The sequence below is a fragment of the Colwellia sp. 6M3 genome, assembly GCF_014077595.1.
Lineage (GTDB): Bacteria > Pseudomonadota > Gammaproteobacteria > Enterobacterales > Alteromonadaceae > Cognaticolwellia.
This window is the reverse complement of sequence record NZ_JACGWF010000003.1, coordinates 37,124-54,929: the sequence shown is the minus strand read 5'-3', so window position 1 is coordinate 54,929 and position 17,806 is coordinate 37,124. Positions and strand designations below refer to the sequence as shown.

Genomic DNA, 17,806 nt, shown 5'->3' with positions numbered 1-17,806 from the left:
ATAAATAAAGCTAACTTAATAGCCCTTTGTAATATTAATAATTAGCACCTAGTACAATAGTATTTAGCACTAGTTAATGGGGAAGTTAATCTCGATGCTAACACCTTCACCTAATTCACTATTTAATACGATGGAACCACCCAGTGCTTGGGTAACTAAGTTATAAACTAAGTGCATACCTAAACCACTGCCTCCTTCTCCGCGTTTTGTAGTCGTAAAGGGTTCGAAAACTTTATGCTTGATAGATTCATTCACCCCAATGCCATCATCCTTAAAAAGAATATTTAGTTGATTACTCAACGACATTACCGTGATAGAAATACGTCCATGATCTTGTCCTTCAAAACCATGAATAACAGAGTTCATGATCAAATTAATCAATATTTGATTAATAGGTCCAGGTTTACTATTTATCGATAAGTTGTCAGGGCAATCAATATCAATTGTGTAAGGTAAACTATGTAATTGAGGTCTTAACGTTAGTATAACCTCTCTTAAAAGTTCTTTAACATCGAAAGTACGTATGTCTTCACTTGACTGGTCTACCGCCACTTTTTTAAAGCTAGAAATAAGATCTGCAGCACGATTAAGGTTTCGGTAAATAATGGCAATATTCTCGCAACCATCATGTAAAAATTTCTTTAATTGGCTAGATTTTAACGTTTTGTTTTCAAAAGCGGCTTTAATATCATCTAACCTATCCGCGAGAAGGGTTGAAGCGGTTACTCCTAAACCGATAGGTGTGTTTACCTCATGTGCAACACCTGCAACCATATCACCAAGTGAGGCCATTTTTTCACTTTCAACCAGCTGACTTTGAAATTGATGCAGCTTTTCCAAAGTAGACAGTAACTCTTGGTTAGATTCTTTTAATGCTTCGGTACGTTTATTTATTTTATTTTCTAGCTCTTGTGAGTGTTCTAAACTTTGCTGTTCTGCTGAGTCTAATTGCGCTATACGTTTTTCCATTCGAGCAAAAAGAATATTAATATTACGCGCCAAAATATCTGCTTCTCGGTATGGCATAGTTTGGCATTGTTGAGAAAAATTTCTTTGTCGAGCTGCTGTTTGAACTGTATTCGCTAAAGTATAGAAAGGAGTACTAATATAATTTTCAAGCTTAAGAGCGATAAAGATGGCGATCAAGCAAACAATAAATAACACAATAAAACTAATGATTAATAATTGATCTGTGATCTGGGTGATACTCTCGTTGCTACTTTGCAAATAGATATAACCAATAATTTTTCCTTCTACTTTAATCGGCTGCATATATTCTAAATATGCTTCAGAAAACTTAGGTATTTGTAAACTGTTTATGCTGTTAGATTTTTCTGAAATAGCTGTACGCTGTTGGTTTCGCTTGTAGCTATAAAAAAGCGTTGGTTTTTCATCATTCTTCCCCGTTCGATATATATGAACATAATTTAAATTAGGGATGTGTGAAGGCAATGAAAAATTATCAAGTAAAGCTTGTCGTTCAACATTAATAACATAAATTAAACTTTCTTCGGCTAAAACATCGGCCCAATGTTTAATTTGCGAAACGGAATTGGCGTTGTAACTTTTATTAAATTGCAGCGTTATTACTGAAATACTCAAAATAGATAACAATGAGATAGCGCCGATCATTGATATTAGGCAAATCCGACGAATAGACCAAACAGGTTGGGTTATTGGCATGCAATACTGTACTCATTAATTATGACTATAAGATGATTGTAGAAAACCTTATTGCTTTCAACAATCATTTTGTCTTAGTTATTTTTATTTTCGGGTGTTTAAATAGCATTGATAAATAGCAAAACCTTTTTTAATGACGATGGTTTTTGTGTTGCCAATGGCCTTCTCCATGATCGGTAGGTATTTTAAAAAACTATTCGCGACAATAGTAATGCTTCCTTTACTGGATAAATTTTGTTTTATCTCGGATAAAAACTGCTCTGTTGCAGCATAATGCGTTTTTACCCCTTGATGAAATGGCGGATTCGATATCACAAAGTCATAGCTATCTTGAACATCAGACAAGCTGTTTGATGCAATATATTTTCCACTTAATTGGTTTAAAGCTAATGTTGTTTGCGCTGAGTGTAATGCCAAAGCGCTAACATCAACCAAGGTTAATTGAGTGGTTGGGTAAACAGTACCTATATAAGCTGCAATAACACCGGCACCACAGCCAAAATCTAACACCTTTCCTGTCATCTTCTCTGGTAAATGTGCTAATAGAACTTCTGTACCGGTATCTAAAGCATTTTGACTAAATACACCGGGTAATGCGGCAATTTTTAGCGTTTTATCTTGTACTTGAATTGGATAATACTTATAAAAACTTTGTAGATCAAAACTAGGAAGTAACGGTTTAAATTTAGCGATAAGCATTAAGCAATGGCGAGCGGTATCAACTTTATTGCAATACTCAAGGTAATCTGCTCCAAGTTTCTCCGCAGATTTTACACCACTTTTATTTTCGCCAACAATAACGATAGTGGCATCTTCAGTCATAGATTCAGCAAGCATCGCTAGAGTAAATCCGAATTCGGCCTTACTTTTTGGGAAATGAATAATCGCCATATCATGCTTGTTTTTAGCGACATATTCGACACAAAAATGAGCGTTTACTTTCGCATTGTTTAGTTGCTGACAGGTTTTATACTGGGCATAATTTGTATGGTAACTATCTATGCTGGCATGACTATGCTGGCTAAGGTATTGGGTAATAAAACCATCGTCTGCAATATTGACCAAGAGAGGTTTTGTTGCTGATAAAGCGTCTATATTGCGTATCAATAATTGGTTAATGTTACTTGTAGCCATTTAATTGCCCGTGTGCATAAATATATTGTTAATTTACAAAAGCCTATTGTTTGAAATCTGATTGCAACAAGCATTGTAATGATTTTAAATGAAATTAGTCTAAAGGAATTACCCTATTTGAGTATATTTCATTTATCCCGTTAAAATTAATATGTCATAATGCGGCGCATTCTACGCGAATTTATTTATCTCGCCATCATTAGTCCACAGGGAATTAACTATTTTTAATAAAATGTTATTGCGACTAAAAATAAAATGGCTTCAAAGTCATTGTCGAGCAAAAGCACTGGTTTTTCGTTATTTTTTAATTGGGCGATTTTTAGGCCAAAAAGCACAAGCTGAAGTTTACCTTTCACTAAATGACCCGCATAGCTTTATGTTAGTGCAAATGCTATCTCGATTAGCGGTAAATTATCACCTTACTTTTAAAGTACTTTTTATCTGGGGAACGTTACCCGGTATCACCATTTGCCCAAAACTTTATCGACAATGGGCGATTAAAGACGCTAATTTAATAGCCGAAAAATATCAACTTGTTGACATCAAAGATGAGCCTACTTCTGCTTCTTTAACAACAGGTCAACAGATTTGGCAGTTTAAAGTAAATAATATTGCCAATGCTGAACAAATTTTTATAAATACCTGGGGAAATCAATTTAGCGAGCATTTTCAAACCTCAACACCCACGATAAATCACCAAGTTAAAAACCAAACGCGTTTAAAAGCCAAAGGGCATTATGCGCCAGCAAGTATTTTGTTTGCTGGCACTTGGTATGTTGGCGTTGAAAGGTTATATCATTTTGAAAACATGCTAAAAAAACTTGCCTTAGTAGATGATTTAACTGAAGCGTTAATGAGAAAAAACCAATTGAACCAAACTGTTAATCAACAAAACTTTCCTCATAAAATAGTTGATATTAATGCTGCTCAACCAGCCAATGCAGTGTCTGAACCTTTGGTGATATATTTGTCTTTACGTAGTCCATATTCTTATTTGGGTTTTGTGCAAGCCATTAATTTAGCAGGACAATATAAAATAGAATTAGTAATAAAACCTGTTTTACCGCTTTTGATGCGAGGGGCGGCTATGCCGCTCGTTAAGCAAAAATATATTTATCTTGATGCTTTGCGCGAAGCTAAAAAATTAGGTATTGAATTTAATGGCTTTACCGATCCTCTCGGGGTTGGAGTTATGAATGCATATCGTTTATTTGCATGGGCTCAGCAGCAAGGCAAAGCGCTTGAGTATATGCTCGCGTGTTTCAAGGCTATTTATGTTAATGGTATTGATTTAGCTAATCCTGAGCATATTGAGAGTATTTATAAAGATTTATCTTTAAATGTTGAGGATGGGTATGGATACCAAGAGCAACACGATTGGCAGCAATGGGCAGACTTAAACCAAGTTGAATTGACTAACTTAAACCTTTGGGGCGTACCCAGTTTTAGTTATGGCAAGAGTAGTTATTGGGGCCAAGATAGAATTTTAGTATTAGAAAAAGAAATAAACTTAGTAAAAATAAATAGTTAGTAGTAATTGTCAATATACGTTTAGACGTCTATTGACTGCCCTTATATTTAAATGTTTTAATATTGCAGTCCCTTATTCCAGTGCTATTGATATGTAAGTATTAATAGCATCGATGAAAGGGCCAGAAGAGGCGCGTTAATCAGGTAGTTATTGTGAAGAGATCAAACTCTATTGAGCAATAATGAGGGGGTATAACGCCGAGATAATTATATTTTTGATGATGTAATTGTCGGTTGTAAAAGCTTAATTTTTTAGATATCAATTAAGCTTTTTATTGAACAAGCTATAGATTAGTTTGTTCAGTATTAGGTTGAATCCTTGCAACTGTCACCTTATAGGTGGAGAGCTTCTGGCCTTTGTAAAGGCCAAGTTTCATCCTTGAAATTTTGTCTATACAAGCGCCTAAAAGTTCTCCGAACGACAAGAGTTCGAGAGAAATGAATCAAAATAATTCTATAGAAAATCAGTTATTAACTGACCGACCTTTGGTTTGGACAGCCCTAGTAACCCCTCTTTTTGACAATGATGACATTGACTTTGACAGTTTGCGTAAACTTGTTTTACAGCAAAACGCTGCTAAAAATGGCATTTTACTTCTAGGCAGTACAGGTGAAGGCCTTGCCCTAACGGCTAAAGAACATTTAAGTATTGTTGAATACGTTTGTGCTATGCCCTTGCAAGTGCCAATTATGGTTGCTGTAGGAGGTTATAACCTTAACGAGCAACTTGACTGGATCGAACAATGTAATACCTTACCGATAGATGCATATTTACTCGGTAGTCCAATATATGCAAAACCAGGTCCTGTCGGGCAAACGTTATGGTTTAAAAGCCTACTGGATGCCGCTAATTTCCCTTGTATGCTTTATAACGTGCCTTCGCGCAGCAGTGTTGAAGTCGCGATATCTACCATACAACAACTTCAAAACCATAAGAATTGCTGGGCGTTAAAAGAAGCCAGTGGCGATCTTAATAAGTTACTTGCCTACAAAGAACATTGTCCACACATTGAAATATATAGTGGCGAAGATGCCATGATGCCTTATCTTGCCGGCGCTAATGTTAAAGGCTTGATATCAGTTTGTGCAAACGTATGGCCAGTGGCTACTCGACAGTACGTAGCAATGGCGTTAGCTTATCAAAATGAAGGGCTGTTTCCGCTTTGGCATAAAGCGATTGCAGCATTATTTCAGGTCGCAAGTCCAATTCCGGTAAAAGTTTTAATGGCTGATTTGAAGATAATCAGTACTGCGAAACTGCGCTTACCCTTATGCCATGAAGAAATTTCTGAGCAACATGGTTTAAAAGACATTCATCAAAAAATTCAGCAATGGTTAGAGGCTAACAGTAGTAACCCTTTAGCGCATGCTCACACGATTAAAAGCACTGAAAGTGCTGTTCAACATCATTATTCAACATCAACTAACCTACGAGAAGTAAATTCATGACTTGGCAACAAACATTAATAGATTTAGAAACAGGCAAAACCCGTGCAGCACAACAAAATAGCGATGGTACTTGGCAAGTTAATACCAACGTCAAAGAAGCAATACTAGCGGCATTTAAAGCCGGAGAAAATATTGAATTTGACGGTGCTTATCGCGGTTTTGTTGATAAGCATAACCTACCCGCACGTGAATTTGTTGTTGCTGATAAAGTGAGAATGGTACCGGGTGGATCATCGGTTCGTCGAGGTGCTTATGTAGCGCCGGGCGTTATTATTATGCCGCCTGCCTATATTAATGTTGGTGCCTTTGTTGATACTGGTACTATGGTTGATAGCCACGCATTAATTGGTTCATGTGCACAAATAGGTAAAAATGTGCATGTGTCTGCCGCTGTGCAAATTGGTGGTGTACTTGAGCCTATTGGTGCTAGCCCAGTGATTATTGAAGATAATGCCTTTTTAAGTGCTGGCGTGATTATTGTTGAAGGTATTGTTGTGAAAAAAGGTGCGGTATTAGCGCCAGGTGTTTCTTTGTCTGCATCGGTGCCAGTTTATGACTGTGTTAATAACATCATGCTAGAGAAAGGCGCTGACATTCCTGAAAATGCGGTTGTGGTTCCGGGTACGCGACCTGTTAAAGGTGCTTGGGCGGAAGAGCAAGGATTGAATATGGCCTGTGCGATAATTATTAAATATCGTGATGAAAAAAGTAATGCCGCTTTAGAACTTGAATCTGTGCTGCGCTAGGAAAAAAAATGACTGCAATGTTAAACACAGCAACTCGGCCAAATTGGCTAAGACCGTCTGTAATTGAACCCCTGAACGAACATAGTAACGCACTGAAAAATAGCGCTGAGGTTGATCAAGATGAAGTGGGATTTTTTCTTTACGATTTAGATTATCTAGCACAGCATTTGTCAACGTTGATGCAACAAGATGTGATTAAACTGTGGTTTGCAGTGAAAGCAAACCCACTATCACGTGTGATCACGACGTTAGCTCAGCAAGGTTTTAATTTTGACGTTGCCAGTCAAGGAGAACTCACACAAGTGCTTGCGCAAAATGTGCAGGCTGAGCGTATTCTTAATACCGGTCCAGCAAAGTCGAAACAGCAAATGAAAGCGTTTTTAACACAAGGGGTTCGTACCTTTGTTGTTGAGAGCTTGAACCAATTGCAATGGTTAAATGAAGCTGCGACTGAGTTGTCTTGTCGACCGCAAGTATTATTAAGAGTTCAGCTCCAGTGGGATGAAGGTGAGAAAAATCCATTAGGCGGTAATGAAGTAACCGCCTTTGGTTTATCGTGCCAAGAATGGCAAACCATCAAAGTAAGTGATTTTTTAGCCTTAAACATTAACGGCTTACATATATTCCAATGGGGAAATATGTTAAGTAATGAACGCATGTTTGAGCTTTGGTCACAAATGGTTACGCCGTTGTTATCATTAGCAGAACAATTAGAAATGACGTTAGATGTTTTAGATTTAGGTGGTGGTTTAGGTGTAGATTATCTGCAAACAGGTCAAAGCTTACATTGGGATAATATTGTTGCTGATTTAGCCAAAATAAAAGCCCGAGCTGGCGTTAGTGAACTTTGGTTGGAGCTAGGTCGCTTTGCGGTTGCCGAAATGGGCTATTATGTTACCTCTGTTGTTGATCGAAAAGAAAACTTCGACCAACAGCAATTGGTACTTTCGGGTGGAATTAATCATTTAATTCGCCCTGCGATTACCGAACAGCCTTTTCCTGTAGCTATGCTTAGAGAGTCTCAAGCAAGCGAGAGTTATTTCGATTTACATGGCCCACTTTGTACTAGTTTAGATAAACTCGGTACCATGGCAATAGCCAATGATGTTGGCATTGATGACCAATTAATTTTTGGTTTGGCAGGGGCTTATGGTTTTACTGAAAGTATGCCATTTTTTCTTTGTCACCCAATAGCTGCTGAATATGTTCTTCAGCAAGGTAAAATAGAGCAAGTGCGTGCAGCTCAACCTGCTACTTGGTATTTACGTTAGTATGGTCAAGGCCTAACTTAAGGTTAACTATGAATTTAATTAGTAAAGAAGTTATGCATGTTGGTGAAATGGCCAGTGGAGCAACACTTACTGTGCCAGTTTATCGTATTAAAGGTAATGGTCAGGGGCCTAATGTGTATATTCAAGCAAATATGCATGGCGCAGAAGTGCAGGGTAACGCGGTTATTTTTCAATTGTTGGAACAATTAAAACATATTGAATTAAATGGCAGTATCACCTTAGTACCTTATGCGAATCCTGTGGGCTGTAATCATAAAAATGGTGAATATACCTTAGGTCGATTTGATCCTATTACCGGTGAGAACTGGAATCGTATGTATCATTTCGATGAAAGTATTATCGAACCGTTTGCTAAGGCACATTTAAACCAGTCTAATGCCGAAATAGCCCAGGCATTTCAAGCATTAATGGTTAAGCAATTATCACAAAAACTTAATCATAATGTTTATGGTATTACTACAGGTCAACGAATTGCCTATCAGTTGCAATTGCTCGCACTGGAGGCCGACCTTGTGTTAGATCTGCATACGGGGCCAATTTCGAGTAAACATTTGTATTGTCCTGACTATGCTCGACCAAGTGCTGAATATTTTGATATTCCACACGTGTTATTTATTCCTAATGGCTTTGATGGCGCACTTGATGAAGCGACTTTTTGTCCTTGGTGGTATTTACAGCTAAAATTTGCAGAATTAGGCCGAGACTTTCCAATAACCAAAACCGATGAAAATCAAGGTGAGAATGCAGTTATCAAAGAAAGCTTTACTGTAGAGCTTGGTTCACAAGAGCAAATTGATTTAGATGTTGCCCATGAAGACGCTTTAGGTATTTTAAGTTATTTACAATACCAAGGGGCGATTAATAGTCAGCAGTATCAACCAAAAACGATGACAAGATACAGTTGCTTATTAAAAGATTACAAAGCACTTTATTCGCCCATGGGGGGCATGGTGGATTACCTTGCTGAGTTCGGGAAACCGCTACCTGCAGGCGAACCTTTAGCGCGTATTCTTCGAATGGACAATTATGGTGACGGCGATCCATTGCATTATATCAATTTTGATCATAGTGTTATTCCTATTCTGCATTTTGCATCAGCGAGTGTGAATCAAGGTACTGAACTTTATAAAGTATTTAGTAAGTATACGATTTTATAATGTCAGGATCTGAAAAACAAAAACGCCTTAATTCATGATAAATTAAGGCGTTTTTTTGTAGCAAATTTTCAATATTTATTTAAAAAACTACATGCGCTTTCAGGTAAGCAAATAAATCACGATTATGTTTACCTACTTTTTCAGCGCTGTGCTCTTTTTTCGCCTGACGCACGAGTTGTCTAAGCTTTTGTCTTTCCATATTGTCATATTCTGCTAATAAAGCCTCAATGGGCTCGTTGCCTTCGGCTATTAGATCATCACGCATTTTTTCGAGTTTTTCAAATTTCACAGACTCTTGCTGATGTTTATTAGCCATAACATCCATCGCCTGCTTAATGGGCTCAAGATCCGTCTCAGCTAATATTTTAGCTATATGACGCACATGACGACGTAAGGCTTCATGTTTATTGGTTATTTTATCGGCCAATAACATTGCGGCTTTTAAATCATCCGTTAACGGTAATTTACTGCGTTGATGTTTCGACATTTTGACGATGACAAGGCCAAAATCTTGCAGTCGATGCATTTCGCGTTTTATTTCCGATTTACTCAGTAATTCTTCTTCTAATTCATCGATATCGTTGGCAGAGTGGGGCATAATGTTAAGTATTAAAGTGATAATTACCTATAGTATACAACAAAGCAGTAGCAGCAAAAAACATTCCTGTAAATTGTATCAAAAAATATGAGAAATAATTTAACTATGAGCGATTCTGATAGTATCCAAATGCAAATAGAGCATGTTAAAAAACGTGTAAATGATGCCATGTCTATGGCTAAATCACTTGGAGCCGATGGTGCTGAAGTCGCAATGAGCCGCCAGCAAGGGCTAAGTGTTAGTACTCGTTTAGGAGAAGTTGAAAACGTTGAGTTCACTAATGATGGTGGACTGGGTATTACAGTTTACAAAGCAGGGCGTAAAGGTAGTGCATCAACAGCCGATTTGTCTGAACAAGCTTTAAAACAAGCAATTGAAGCTGCTGTGAATATTGCTAAGTATACCTCTGTTGATGAATGCTCAGGTATGGCTGATAAAGAGCTACTTGCAATGGACCCGCAAGATTTAGACTTATATCATCCTCATAAGTTAACCACAGAGCAGGCGATTAGCTTAGCGAAAGAGTGTGAAGATACAGCACTGGCTTATGATAAACGCATTACTAATTCAGATGGCGCGACATTAGCAAGTTTTGAAGGTTTTAAAGTTTACGGTAATAGCCATGGGCAGATCGTAGGTTATCCAAGTACCCGTCACAGTTTAAGTTGTGTGATGATCGCCAATGAAGGTGATGACATGCAGCGCGATTACGCTTATACCGTGAGTCGTGAATTTAATGCGATGGAAAGTGCAGCCAAAATAGGCCAACAAGCTTCTATTGAAGCGTTGTCAAGATTAGGTGCACGTAAATTAGCCACGGCTAAAGTCCCTGTTATGTTTCGTGCTGATATCGCCAATACGCTGTTTGGACATTTTATTGCTGCTATTAGTGGTGGTAACTTGTATCGAAAGTCTTCATTTTTGATGGATTCCATTGGTAAGCAAGTATTTCCTGAATTTTTAAGTATTAGTGAACGTCCGCATTTGAAAAAAGCCTTAGCAAGTGGAGCGTTTGATGCCGAAGGCGTAGCTACTGTTGATCGTGAAATAATTACTGATGGCAACTTAGCCACCTACCTTTTAACCAGTTATTCGGCACGTAAAATGGGGCTGACAACGACTGGGCATGCAGGCGGTATTCATAACTGGAATCTCGGCATGCAAGGTGAAGGTAAAGGCGGTGATTTTGATGCGATGTTAAAAACGCTAGGCACAGGCTTGTTAGTAACTGAACTGATGGGGCAAGGTGTTAATGTGGTTACTGGCGATTATTCGCGAGGTGCGGCAGGCTTTTGGGTTGAAAATGGTGAAATCGCTTATCCAGTTGATGAAATTACCATTGCCGGAAAATTACAGGATATGTTCTCTGGTATTGTCGCTATAGGTAACGATACCGATATGCGTGGTAGTATTCGCACAGGTTCTATTATTATTAATGAAATGCAAGTGGCAGGAAGTTAAACGGACGAGTTTCAAGTTATTAGCTGTCAGTAAAAAGAGAGTTTATCTCGCCTATCGCTTGCAGCTTTAAACTTACAACTATCTTTTGTATTTACTGAAAGCTGACAGCTTAAAACTGTCAGCTTTTTTGTTACCCTAACATTAAGGTTGCTGTGCCTAAAAAGGCAAAGATACCAACAACGTCGGTAACTGTAGTTAAAATAACACTACCGGCTAATGCGGGATCAATATTCATCTTTTTCAGCATTAATGGCACAGTAACACCAGCAATACCGGCTGCGGTCATATTCATTAACATCGCAAAAGCGATAATGGCACCTAGCATGAGGTTTTGTTGCCATATAGCGACCACAGAGGCAATTAACACCGCCCAAATTAAACCATTAAAAAAACCGATGGCTAGTTCTTTGTATAATAAAATGCGTGAGTTACTTTCACCAACATGCCCTAACGCCATACCACGAATAACAAGTGTTAACGTTTGATTACCCGCAACACCCCCCATACTCGGCACAAGCGAGTTAAGCACAGCTAAAATGGCTAATTGGTTTAAAATACCTTCAAACATACTCGAAACGGCAACAGCCATAAGCGCAGTAATTAAATTTACGCCTAACCAAATAGAGCGACGTTGCGTACTTTTTAATACCGGGGCGAAAGTATCAGCTTCGTCATCTAGACCCGCCATACTCATCATGGAATGTTCGGCTTCTTCACGAATAATATCAACGACATCATCAACGGTAATACGACCGAGTAGTCGACCTTCTTGATCGATAACAGGAGCCGAAAACCAATCGTAACGTTCAAAGAGTTTCGCGACATCTTTTTCATTCATATCAGCAGTAATTGCCTGAATATCTTTATCGATGAGGCTAGAAATAATGGTTTCTGCTTTCGCTGTTACTATGGATGATAATGAAACAGCGCCGATGAAATGATCTTCACGGTCAACAACATAAAAAGAGTCAGTCGCTTCGGGTAACTCACCCCGTAAGCGTAAATAACGTAACACCACATCCACTGTCACATCAGGACGAATGGATATAGTATCGGTATTCATAATACCGCCGGCTGTGTCTTCCTCGAATGAAAGTGCTGCTTCTACACGACTGCGATCTTGCCAGTCCATTGCGTTAAGCACTTCTTGGTAAACACTGTCTGGTAATGTTCGAAAAACTTCGGCTAAATCATCAACATCCATCCCTTCTGCAACAGCAGCTAGCTTTTCTGGATTTATGTTTTTAAGAATACCTTTTCGAACTTCTTCGTTTAGCTCTTCAAGAACATCACCATGATGATCAGCATCAATTAACTGCCAAAGAGCCATACGGCTTTTGGTCGGAGATGACTCTAAAAGTAAGGCAAGGTCGTAAGCTGGCATGTCTTGCAATAACTTGCGGACATAGACAAACATACCGCTATCGAGGGCATCATTAACCTGCTGGAGGCGTTGGTGACTATATTCTTGTTCGGAAACTTCCGGCATACTTTTACCTTTTGCCGCTACAAAACGAAAACTGTTAAGGATGTTGAACTTACTGTCAGGTGTTTAATATGGTATTTAGCACCTGAATATTATGCATTACAATCAAATTAACGTGTGAGTACGCCATATATAATTGAAAACTACATTATTTTGAGGTTAATTAAGGTTACTTTAGTCTCGTAAACTTGAACCAAAAAAATTAACCAAAAAAGTTAAACAGCCCGATGATAAATGACAATTATTAACTTTCTATTAAATTATACCAAATGAGTGAAAATTCGACTAAATGAATATGTAATGCATTTCGACTTTACAGGCAAAGCCGAGAATGAATATGCTTGAGGTAATTCGATTGTGCTAAATTCCCAACTTTAACGATAAGTTAGCTAATTCATTATTTTATATGGTATCGAATGTTAATATTTAACGCGTTGAGTTTACCGTAATTTTCGATATTTCGCAGCTTTTTTATTGACTTAACGGTGCCGACAATAAATATGAGTTTTGCTACTCGGCTTCATCAAATTTGTTGCTGAAAAGTTGGCAAATTTCTTCGAGTGCTAATTCAGCGTCTTCACCCGTAGCAATTACCTTAACGGTTTTACCTTGTGCACCTGCAAGCAGCATTATGCCCATAATACTGTTAGCGTCAGCATGATTGTCGTCTAATTCAATGGTGACTTTTGCGGTAAACTTTTGACTTAATTGTGCGAGTTTAGAAGCCGCTCGGGCATGAAGCCCAAGCTTGTTGATGATGAGAACATAACGGCTGGCTTGTGTGCTCATAGCAAGTTACGTTGTGGCAACAGGTAAATCGCGATGACGAGACTGCACGTCTTTACGTTCTTTACGCATATTATTTGCGAGTAATTCGGTGATATATACAGAGCGATGCATACCGCCGGTACAACCAACCGCTATAGTAATATAACTGCGATTATTTCGTTCTAGATGCGGTAACCAGGTCATCATGAAGCTATTTATTTGCCAAATAAACTTTGTCACAATAGGTTGGCTAGCAAGGAAATCTTGCACAGGTTTATCTAATCCGGTGAAGCCCTTAAGTTCTTTATCCCAAAATGGGTTAGGTAAAAATCGCGCATCAAATACATAGTCTGCATCTTGTGGTACGCCATGTTTAAAGCCAAAAGATTCAAAAACAACCACCATAGAACCCGATTTTTTACCTAGTATACGCTCTCTAACTAAGTCGGCCAGCTGATGTGGTGATAGTTGGCTAGTGTTGATATATAAATGTGCGCGACTTGCGATAGGTTCAAGAAGCTTTTTTTCTAAGGCTATGGCTTGGTCTAAGGCTATATTTTGTCTAATTAGCGGATGTAAGCGTCGTGTCTCGCTGAAACGACGGATAAGGTCACTATCGTCGGCATCTAAATAAAGTAAACTTAACTCTACTGCATTAGGTAAGTATTCTATAATTTCGGGTACATCGTTAGGATCAGCAGGTAGGTTTCGAACATCTAGGCTGACGGCAACATTTTCATAATCATTAATGACGGTATGAATTAAAGCGGGTAACAAATTAACCGGTATGTTATCTACACAATAGTAGCCCAGATCTTCTAATACGCGTAATGCAACACTTTTACCTGATCCTGAACGACCACTGACTATAATTAACTTCATGGGGACTTAACTCGCCTGTTGGATTAGCTGAAACAGCTCTTGGTTACTTTGGCATTTACGCACTTGTTTGCAAAATTGTTTTTCACGAAAAATTTTTGCGATACTTTGTAATGTACACAGGTGATTTTGGCATTCATTTTCGGGCACAAATAAAGCAATAAAAATGTCCACAGGACGATTATCTATCGCATCAAAATCTATCGGCTCTTCTGTGGTAATAACCACCGCAATGGGTTGGGTAGAATTATCTAAACGTCCATGCGGTATCGCTATGCCATTTCCTATGCCGGTAGAACCCATTCTTTCGCGCTTAACTAGGCTTTCTAGTAGCTGAAAAGTATCGTGTTCAACCAATTTTTCAGCGGCCAGACTACTTAAGTATTCTAGAATACGTTTTTTACTGGAACCCGGTGCTGCACAAATAGTGCATTCCGGGGTTAGGATATCTTGCAACTTCATAAACTTATAAAACCTAAAGCGACTTGGCGCTAATGCTTGTTGATTTTGCCTTTGTATTTCAAAATTTGGCGATCTAATTTATCAATTAATGCATCAATTGATGCGTACATATCGTTATGTTCAGCCTTAGCGTGAACCTCAGAGCCCGTTAAATGCACAGTAGATTCAGCGATCTGGTTCAATTTTTCAACCGTTAGTACCACATGTACATTATTAATGTGTTCAAAGTGGCGCTCTATTTTTTCAAATTTAGCATTAACATAATCACGTAATGAGTCGGTAACATCGACATGGTGTCCAGTAAGATTAATTTGCATAAGCTTCATTCCTCTTTTTTGGTGATTAAGACTGCCTACAATAGGCTTTTACGTTGATTTGACGGCGGTATAGAGAGTGACTCTCGATACTTGGCAATAGTGCGTCTTGCTACTTTAATGCCTTGTTCGGCCAAGATATCGGCGATTTTACTGTCGCTTAATGGCTTTGCGGGTATTTCGGCGGCAACAAGTTTTTTAATTAACTCACGAATAGCGGTTGATGAGCATTCACCACCATTTTCAGTACTTACATGGCTAGAGAAGAAGTATTTAAGCTCAAAAATGCCTCTGGGTGTATGCATATACTTTTGTGTAGTAACACGAGAAATAGTCGATTCGTGCATATCTACCGCTTCGGCAATATCATTTAAAACCATAGGTCGCATAGCTTCAGGGCCATGTTCAAAGAAACCCTGCTGGCGCTGTACAATACAATTGGACACTTTTAACAAGGTATCGTTCCTGCTTTCAAGGCTTTTGATAAACCATTTAGCTTCTTGCAAGTTCGAGCGAATAAATTGACTGTCTGCTGATGATTTCATCGAGCGAGACATGGCAGCATATTGTTGATTTACTGATAACTTAGGTGCTGTGTCTGGGTTTAGCTCTACAGTCCAGCGACCATTTTTCTTTTCAACCGACACGTCAGGAATAACATACTGTTCTTCACTCTTGATAACACTATCGCCCGGGCGAGGGTCTAATGATTGTATTAAGCGAATAACTTCACGTAATTGGTCTTCTTTAATGCGTAACTTTCGCATCAATTGGCGATAATCGCGATTACCCAATAATTCGATATGCTCAGTTACCGCTAACTTACTTTCAGCGAGCCAAGGCGTATCTTTTGAAAATTGGTTGAGCTGAATAAGTAAACACTCTGGAATTGAACGAGCCGCTACGCCCACCGGATCAAAAACGTTAATCCGTTTAAGCACTACTTCAATTTCATCAAGTTCAACACCATCAATGCCTACGCTTTCTAATATCTCGTCTGCAGAAACTGTTAGGTAGCCGGCATCATCTATAGCTTCAATAATAGCGATAGCAATTGTTCTATCGGTATCGCTAAATGGTGTTAGTTCCATTTGCCAAATAAGATGGTCTTGTAAGGAGTCTTTTGTTTCACCCTGATAGGTATAATCTTCTGATGCATGACCAACACCGCCACTGCTCGCACTGGCACTAAAGTTGTCATCCCACGTTGTATCACTATTTAATTCTTCGGGTATGTCAGTTTTTGCTAAGCCTTCTGATGAACTTATTTCATCAATAGTCGGTGCAGAATCTTCGCTGCCATCTGAGGATATTTCTACGCTATCGCCAATACCAGCGGAGTATGCTTCTTCTAAATTGTCAGGGGTGTTTTCTGAATTGTTGTCGGGAGATTCATCAACTTCAAGTAAAGGGTTACTTTCAAGAGCTTCTTGAATTTCTTGTTGTAAATCCAAGGTCGATAATTGCAACAGCTTGATAGCCTGCTGCAATTGCGGGGTCATCGTTAATTGTTGTCCGATACGGAGTTGCAGAGTAGGACGCATTTACGTTTTCTTTTCCCTGTTCAAGTACATTAGTATGTTACCGAGTAAGTCTGTTATTCACTATAGCGTGAATTGTTCACCAAGGTATACATCTCTTACGTGTTGATTTGCAAGTATTTCAGTAGAGTTACCTTCGGCAATAAGCTCGCCGTGACTAACAATATAGGCGTGCTCACAGACATCGAGGGTTTCACGTACATTATGGTCGGTAATTAAGATACCTATGCCACGTTCTTTTAAGTGTAGGATAATTTTTTTTATATCACCTACCGAAATTGGATCAACACCAGCAAAAGGTTCATCAAGGAGAATAAATTTAGGATCTGCAGCTAAAGCTCGCGCTATTTCAACTCGTCGACGTTCACCACCAGACAGGCTCATGCCGAGGTTGTCTTTGATATGACCAATGTTAAATTCTTCTAATAAATGCTCAAGTTTTTCTTCTCTTTCAACGTCGGTTAGCGTTTTACGGGTTTGTAAAATCGCCATTATGTTGTCATAAACCGTTAGTTTGCGAAAAATTGAAGCTTCTTGAGGTAGATAACCAATACCTTTGCGGGCACGTTCATGCATGGGCAATAAGGTTAAATCTTCGTCATTTAAAATAATTGAGCCACTGTCGTTATTAACTAAGCCAACGATCATGTAAAACGAAGTGGTTTTACCCGCGCCATTTGGTCCTAATAAGCCAACAATTTGTCCAGCAGAAACCTTCATACTAACGTTTTTAACGACTTTTCTGCCTTTGTAGGCTTTTGCAAGGCCAATGGCTGATAATGTTGAAGTAGACATTTACTCTTGCTTGTCCTTAGATTTTTTTGGCGGTTCAGTTTTATTTTTTGGCTGCAATACTGTTTCAACCTTAGCATTTTCTAAGCTTTCGGCATTGACATATTCAGTCTCGAAGTTATAGGTGATTTTACTGCCACTTACTTCACTACCTTCTTGGCGTAACAAAGCATTACCTGAAATAACAACCGTATTCAAATCAGGTTCATAACGAATTTCATTGGCTTGTAAATTGATAGGGCTACCATCTTGCAGCGTTTGCTCAAATGTCGCAGGAGAACCTTTCGCAATATAAATTTTATTATTGCTTTTATCTTGAGTTATCACCTGTACGAGTTCGGCATTAATTGTCAGCGAACCTTGAGAGATAATGACATTATCAATATAACTGAATATTTTATTTTTCAGATCAGCTGCTTGGCGTGAAGAAGAAATTTTAATTTCTTGGTCAACATCGAATTTTTCAGCATTTACTGCCGGCATTAATAATGCAAATGCAGAAAAATAAATAAGG

The 17,806-nt window shown here is 38.5% G+C and carries 17 protein-coding genes and 1 riboswitch; of the genes, 6 read left to right on the top strand and 11 right to left on the bottom strand.

All coding sequences use genetic code 11. From position 1 onward, the window contains the following. Positions 1-69: 69 nt before the first annotated feature. Together H4J50_RS01345 and H4J50_RS01340 are read right to left on the bottom strand one after the other, a co-directional pair. The gene (locus tag H4J50_RS01345; protein WP_259366131.1) at positions 70-1,683 is read right to left on the bottom strand and encodes a sensor histidine kinase; all 1,614 of its coding nucleotides are present in this window, start codon (positions 1,681-1,683) and stop codon (positions 70-72) included. Positions 1,684-1,767: 84 nt separating this feature from the next. Further along, positions 1,768-2,817: a methyltransferase gene (locus tag H4J50_RS01340; RefSeq protein WP_182253949.1), complete on the bottom strand. Its 1,050-nt coding sequence runs from the start codon at positions 2,815-2,817 to the stop codon at positions 1,768-1,770. Positions 2,818-3,055: 238 nt separating this feature from the next. Here H4J50_RS01340 and H4J50_RS01335 point away from each other — a divergent pair, with 238 nt between their 5' ends. From H4J50_RS01335 to H4J50_RS01315, 5 genes are all read left to right on the top strand, one after another. Continuing rightward, on the top strand, positions 3,056-4,348 hold the full coding sequence (locus H4J50_RS01335; protein WP_182253947.1) for a DsbA family protein: 1,293 nt from the start codon (positions 3,056-3,058) through the stop codon (positions 4,346-4,348). Positions 4,349-4,465: 117 nt separating this feature from the next. Beyond that, a riboswitch (Lysine riboswitch) is annotated at positions 4,466-4,705 on the top strand. Positions 4,706-4,785: 80 nt separating this feature from the next. Next, positions 4,786-5,796, top strand: a complete 1,011-nt coding sequence (dapA, locus tag H4J50_RS01330) for a 4-hydroxy-tetrahydrodipicolinate synthase (RefSeq protein ID WP_182253945.1) — start codon at positions 4,786-4,788, stop codon at positions 5,794-5,796. Then, positions 5,793-6,542: a 2,3,4,5-tetrahydropyridine-2,6-dicarboxylate N-succinyltransferase gene (locus tag H4J50_RS01325; protein ID WP_182253943.1), complete on the top strand. Its 750-nt coding sequence runs from the start codon at positions 5,793-5,795 to the stop codon at positions 6,540-6,542. The genes dapA and H4J50_RS01325 overlap by 4 nt, the downstream gene beginning before the upstream one ends. 8 nt (positions 6,543-6,550) lie before the next feature. Further along, entirely contained in the window at positions 6,551-7,813 is a 1,263-nt protein-coding gene (locus tag H4J50_RS01320; RefSeq protein ID WP_259366130.1) for a PLP-dependent decarboxylase, read from the top strand. A gap of 29 nt (positions 7,814-7,842) precedes the next feature. Continuing rightward, the gene (locus tag H4J50_RS01315) at positions 7,843-8,991 is read left to right on the top strand and encodes a succinylglutamate desuccinylase/aspartoacylase family protein (RefSeq protein WP_182253941.1); all 1,149 of its coding nucleotides are present in this window, start codon (positions 7,843-7,845) and stop codon (positions 8,989-8,991) included. Between the two features lie 79 nt (positions 8,992-9,070). Here H4J50_RS01315 and yjgA read toward each other — a convergent pair whose 3' ends face one another. Beyond that, the gene (yjgA, locus tag H4J50_RS01310) at positions 9,071-9,589 is read right to left on the bottom strand and encodes a ribosome biogenesis factor YjgA (RefSeq protein WP_108457369.1); all 519 of its coding nucleotides are present in this window, start codon (positions 9,587-9,589) and stop codon (positions 9,071-9,073) included. 105 nt (positions 9,590-9,694) lie between these two features. Here yjgA and pmbA point away from each other — a divergent pair, with 105 nt between their 5' ends. Then, positions 9,695-11,050 (top strand): metalloprotease PmbA, encoded by a 1,356-nt coding sequence (gene pmbA, locus H4J50_RS01305; protein ID WP_182253939.1) that lies wholly within the window; start codon positions 9,695-9,697, stop codon positions 11,048-11,050. A 130-nt stretch (positions 11,051-11,180) separates the two neighbouring features. On the opposite strand, the gene mgtE is transcribed toward pmbA, so the two are convergent. The 8 genes from mgtE to lptA form a co-directional block, all read right to left on the bottom strand. Continuing rightward, entirely contained in the window at positions 11,181-12,539 is a 1,359-nt protein-coding gene (gene mgtE, locus H4J50_RS01300) for a magnesium transporter (protein WP_108457368.1), read from the bottom strand. Positions 12,540-13,046: 507 nt separating this feature from the next. Beyond that, entirely contained in the window at positions 13,047-13,325 is a 279-nt protein-coding gene (locus H4J50_RS01295) for an HPr family phosphocarrier protein (RefSeq protein WP_182253937.1), read from the bottom strand. Between the two features lie 6 nt (positions 13,326-13,331). Beyond that, entirely contained in the window at positions 13,332-14,186 is an 855-nt protein-coding gene (gene rapZ / locus H4J50_RS01290) for an RNase adapter RapZ (RefSeq protein ID WP_108457366.1), read from the bottom strand. A 6-nt stretch (positions 14,187-14,192) separates the two neighbouring features. Then, positions 14,193-14,645 carry a PTS IIA-like nitrogen regulatory protein PtsN gene (gene ptsN / locus H4J50_RS01285; RefSeq protein ID WP_108457365.1) on the bottom strand — a complete coding sequence of 151 codons (453 nt, stop codon included), beginning with the start codon at positions 14,643-14,645 and terminating at the stop codon, positions 14,193-14,195. 29 nt (positions 14,646-14,674) lie between these two features. After that, positions 14,675-14,962, bottom strand: a complete 288-nt coding sequence (gene hpf / locus H4J50_RS01280; RefSeq protein ID WP_108457364.1) for a ribosome hibernation promoting factor — start codon at positions 14,960-14,962, stop codon at positions 14,675-14,677. A 35-nt stretch (positions 14,963-14,997) separates the two neighbouring features. Next, a complete protein-coding gene (locus H4J50_RS01275; protein ID WP_182253935.1) occupies positions 14,998-16,503 on the bottom strand; it encodes an RNA polymerase factor sigma-54 in 1,506 nt (501 codons plus the stop codon). Positions 16,504-16,563: 60 nt separating this feature from the next. Continuing rightward, the gene (lptB, locus tag H4J50_RS01270) at positions 16,564-17,295 is read right to left on the bottom strand and encodes an LPS export ABC transporter ATP-binding protein (protein WP_108457362.1); all 732 of its coding nucleotides are present in this window, start codon (positions 17,293-17,295) and stop codon (positions 16,564-16,566) included. Beyond that, entirely contained in the window at positions 17,296-17,775 is a 480-nt protein-coding gene (gene lptA, locus H4J50_RS01265) for a lipopolysaccharide transport periplasmic protein LptA (protein WP_259366129.1), read from the bottom strand. Positions 17,776-17,806: the final 31 nt, after the last annotated feature.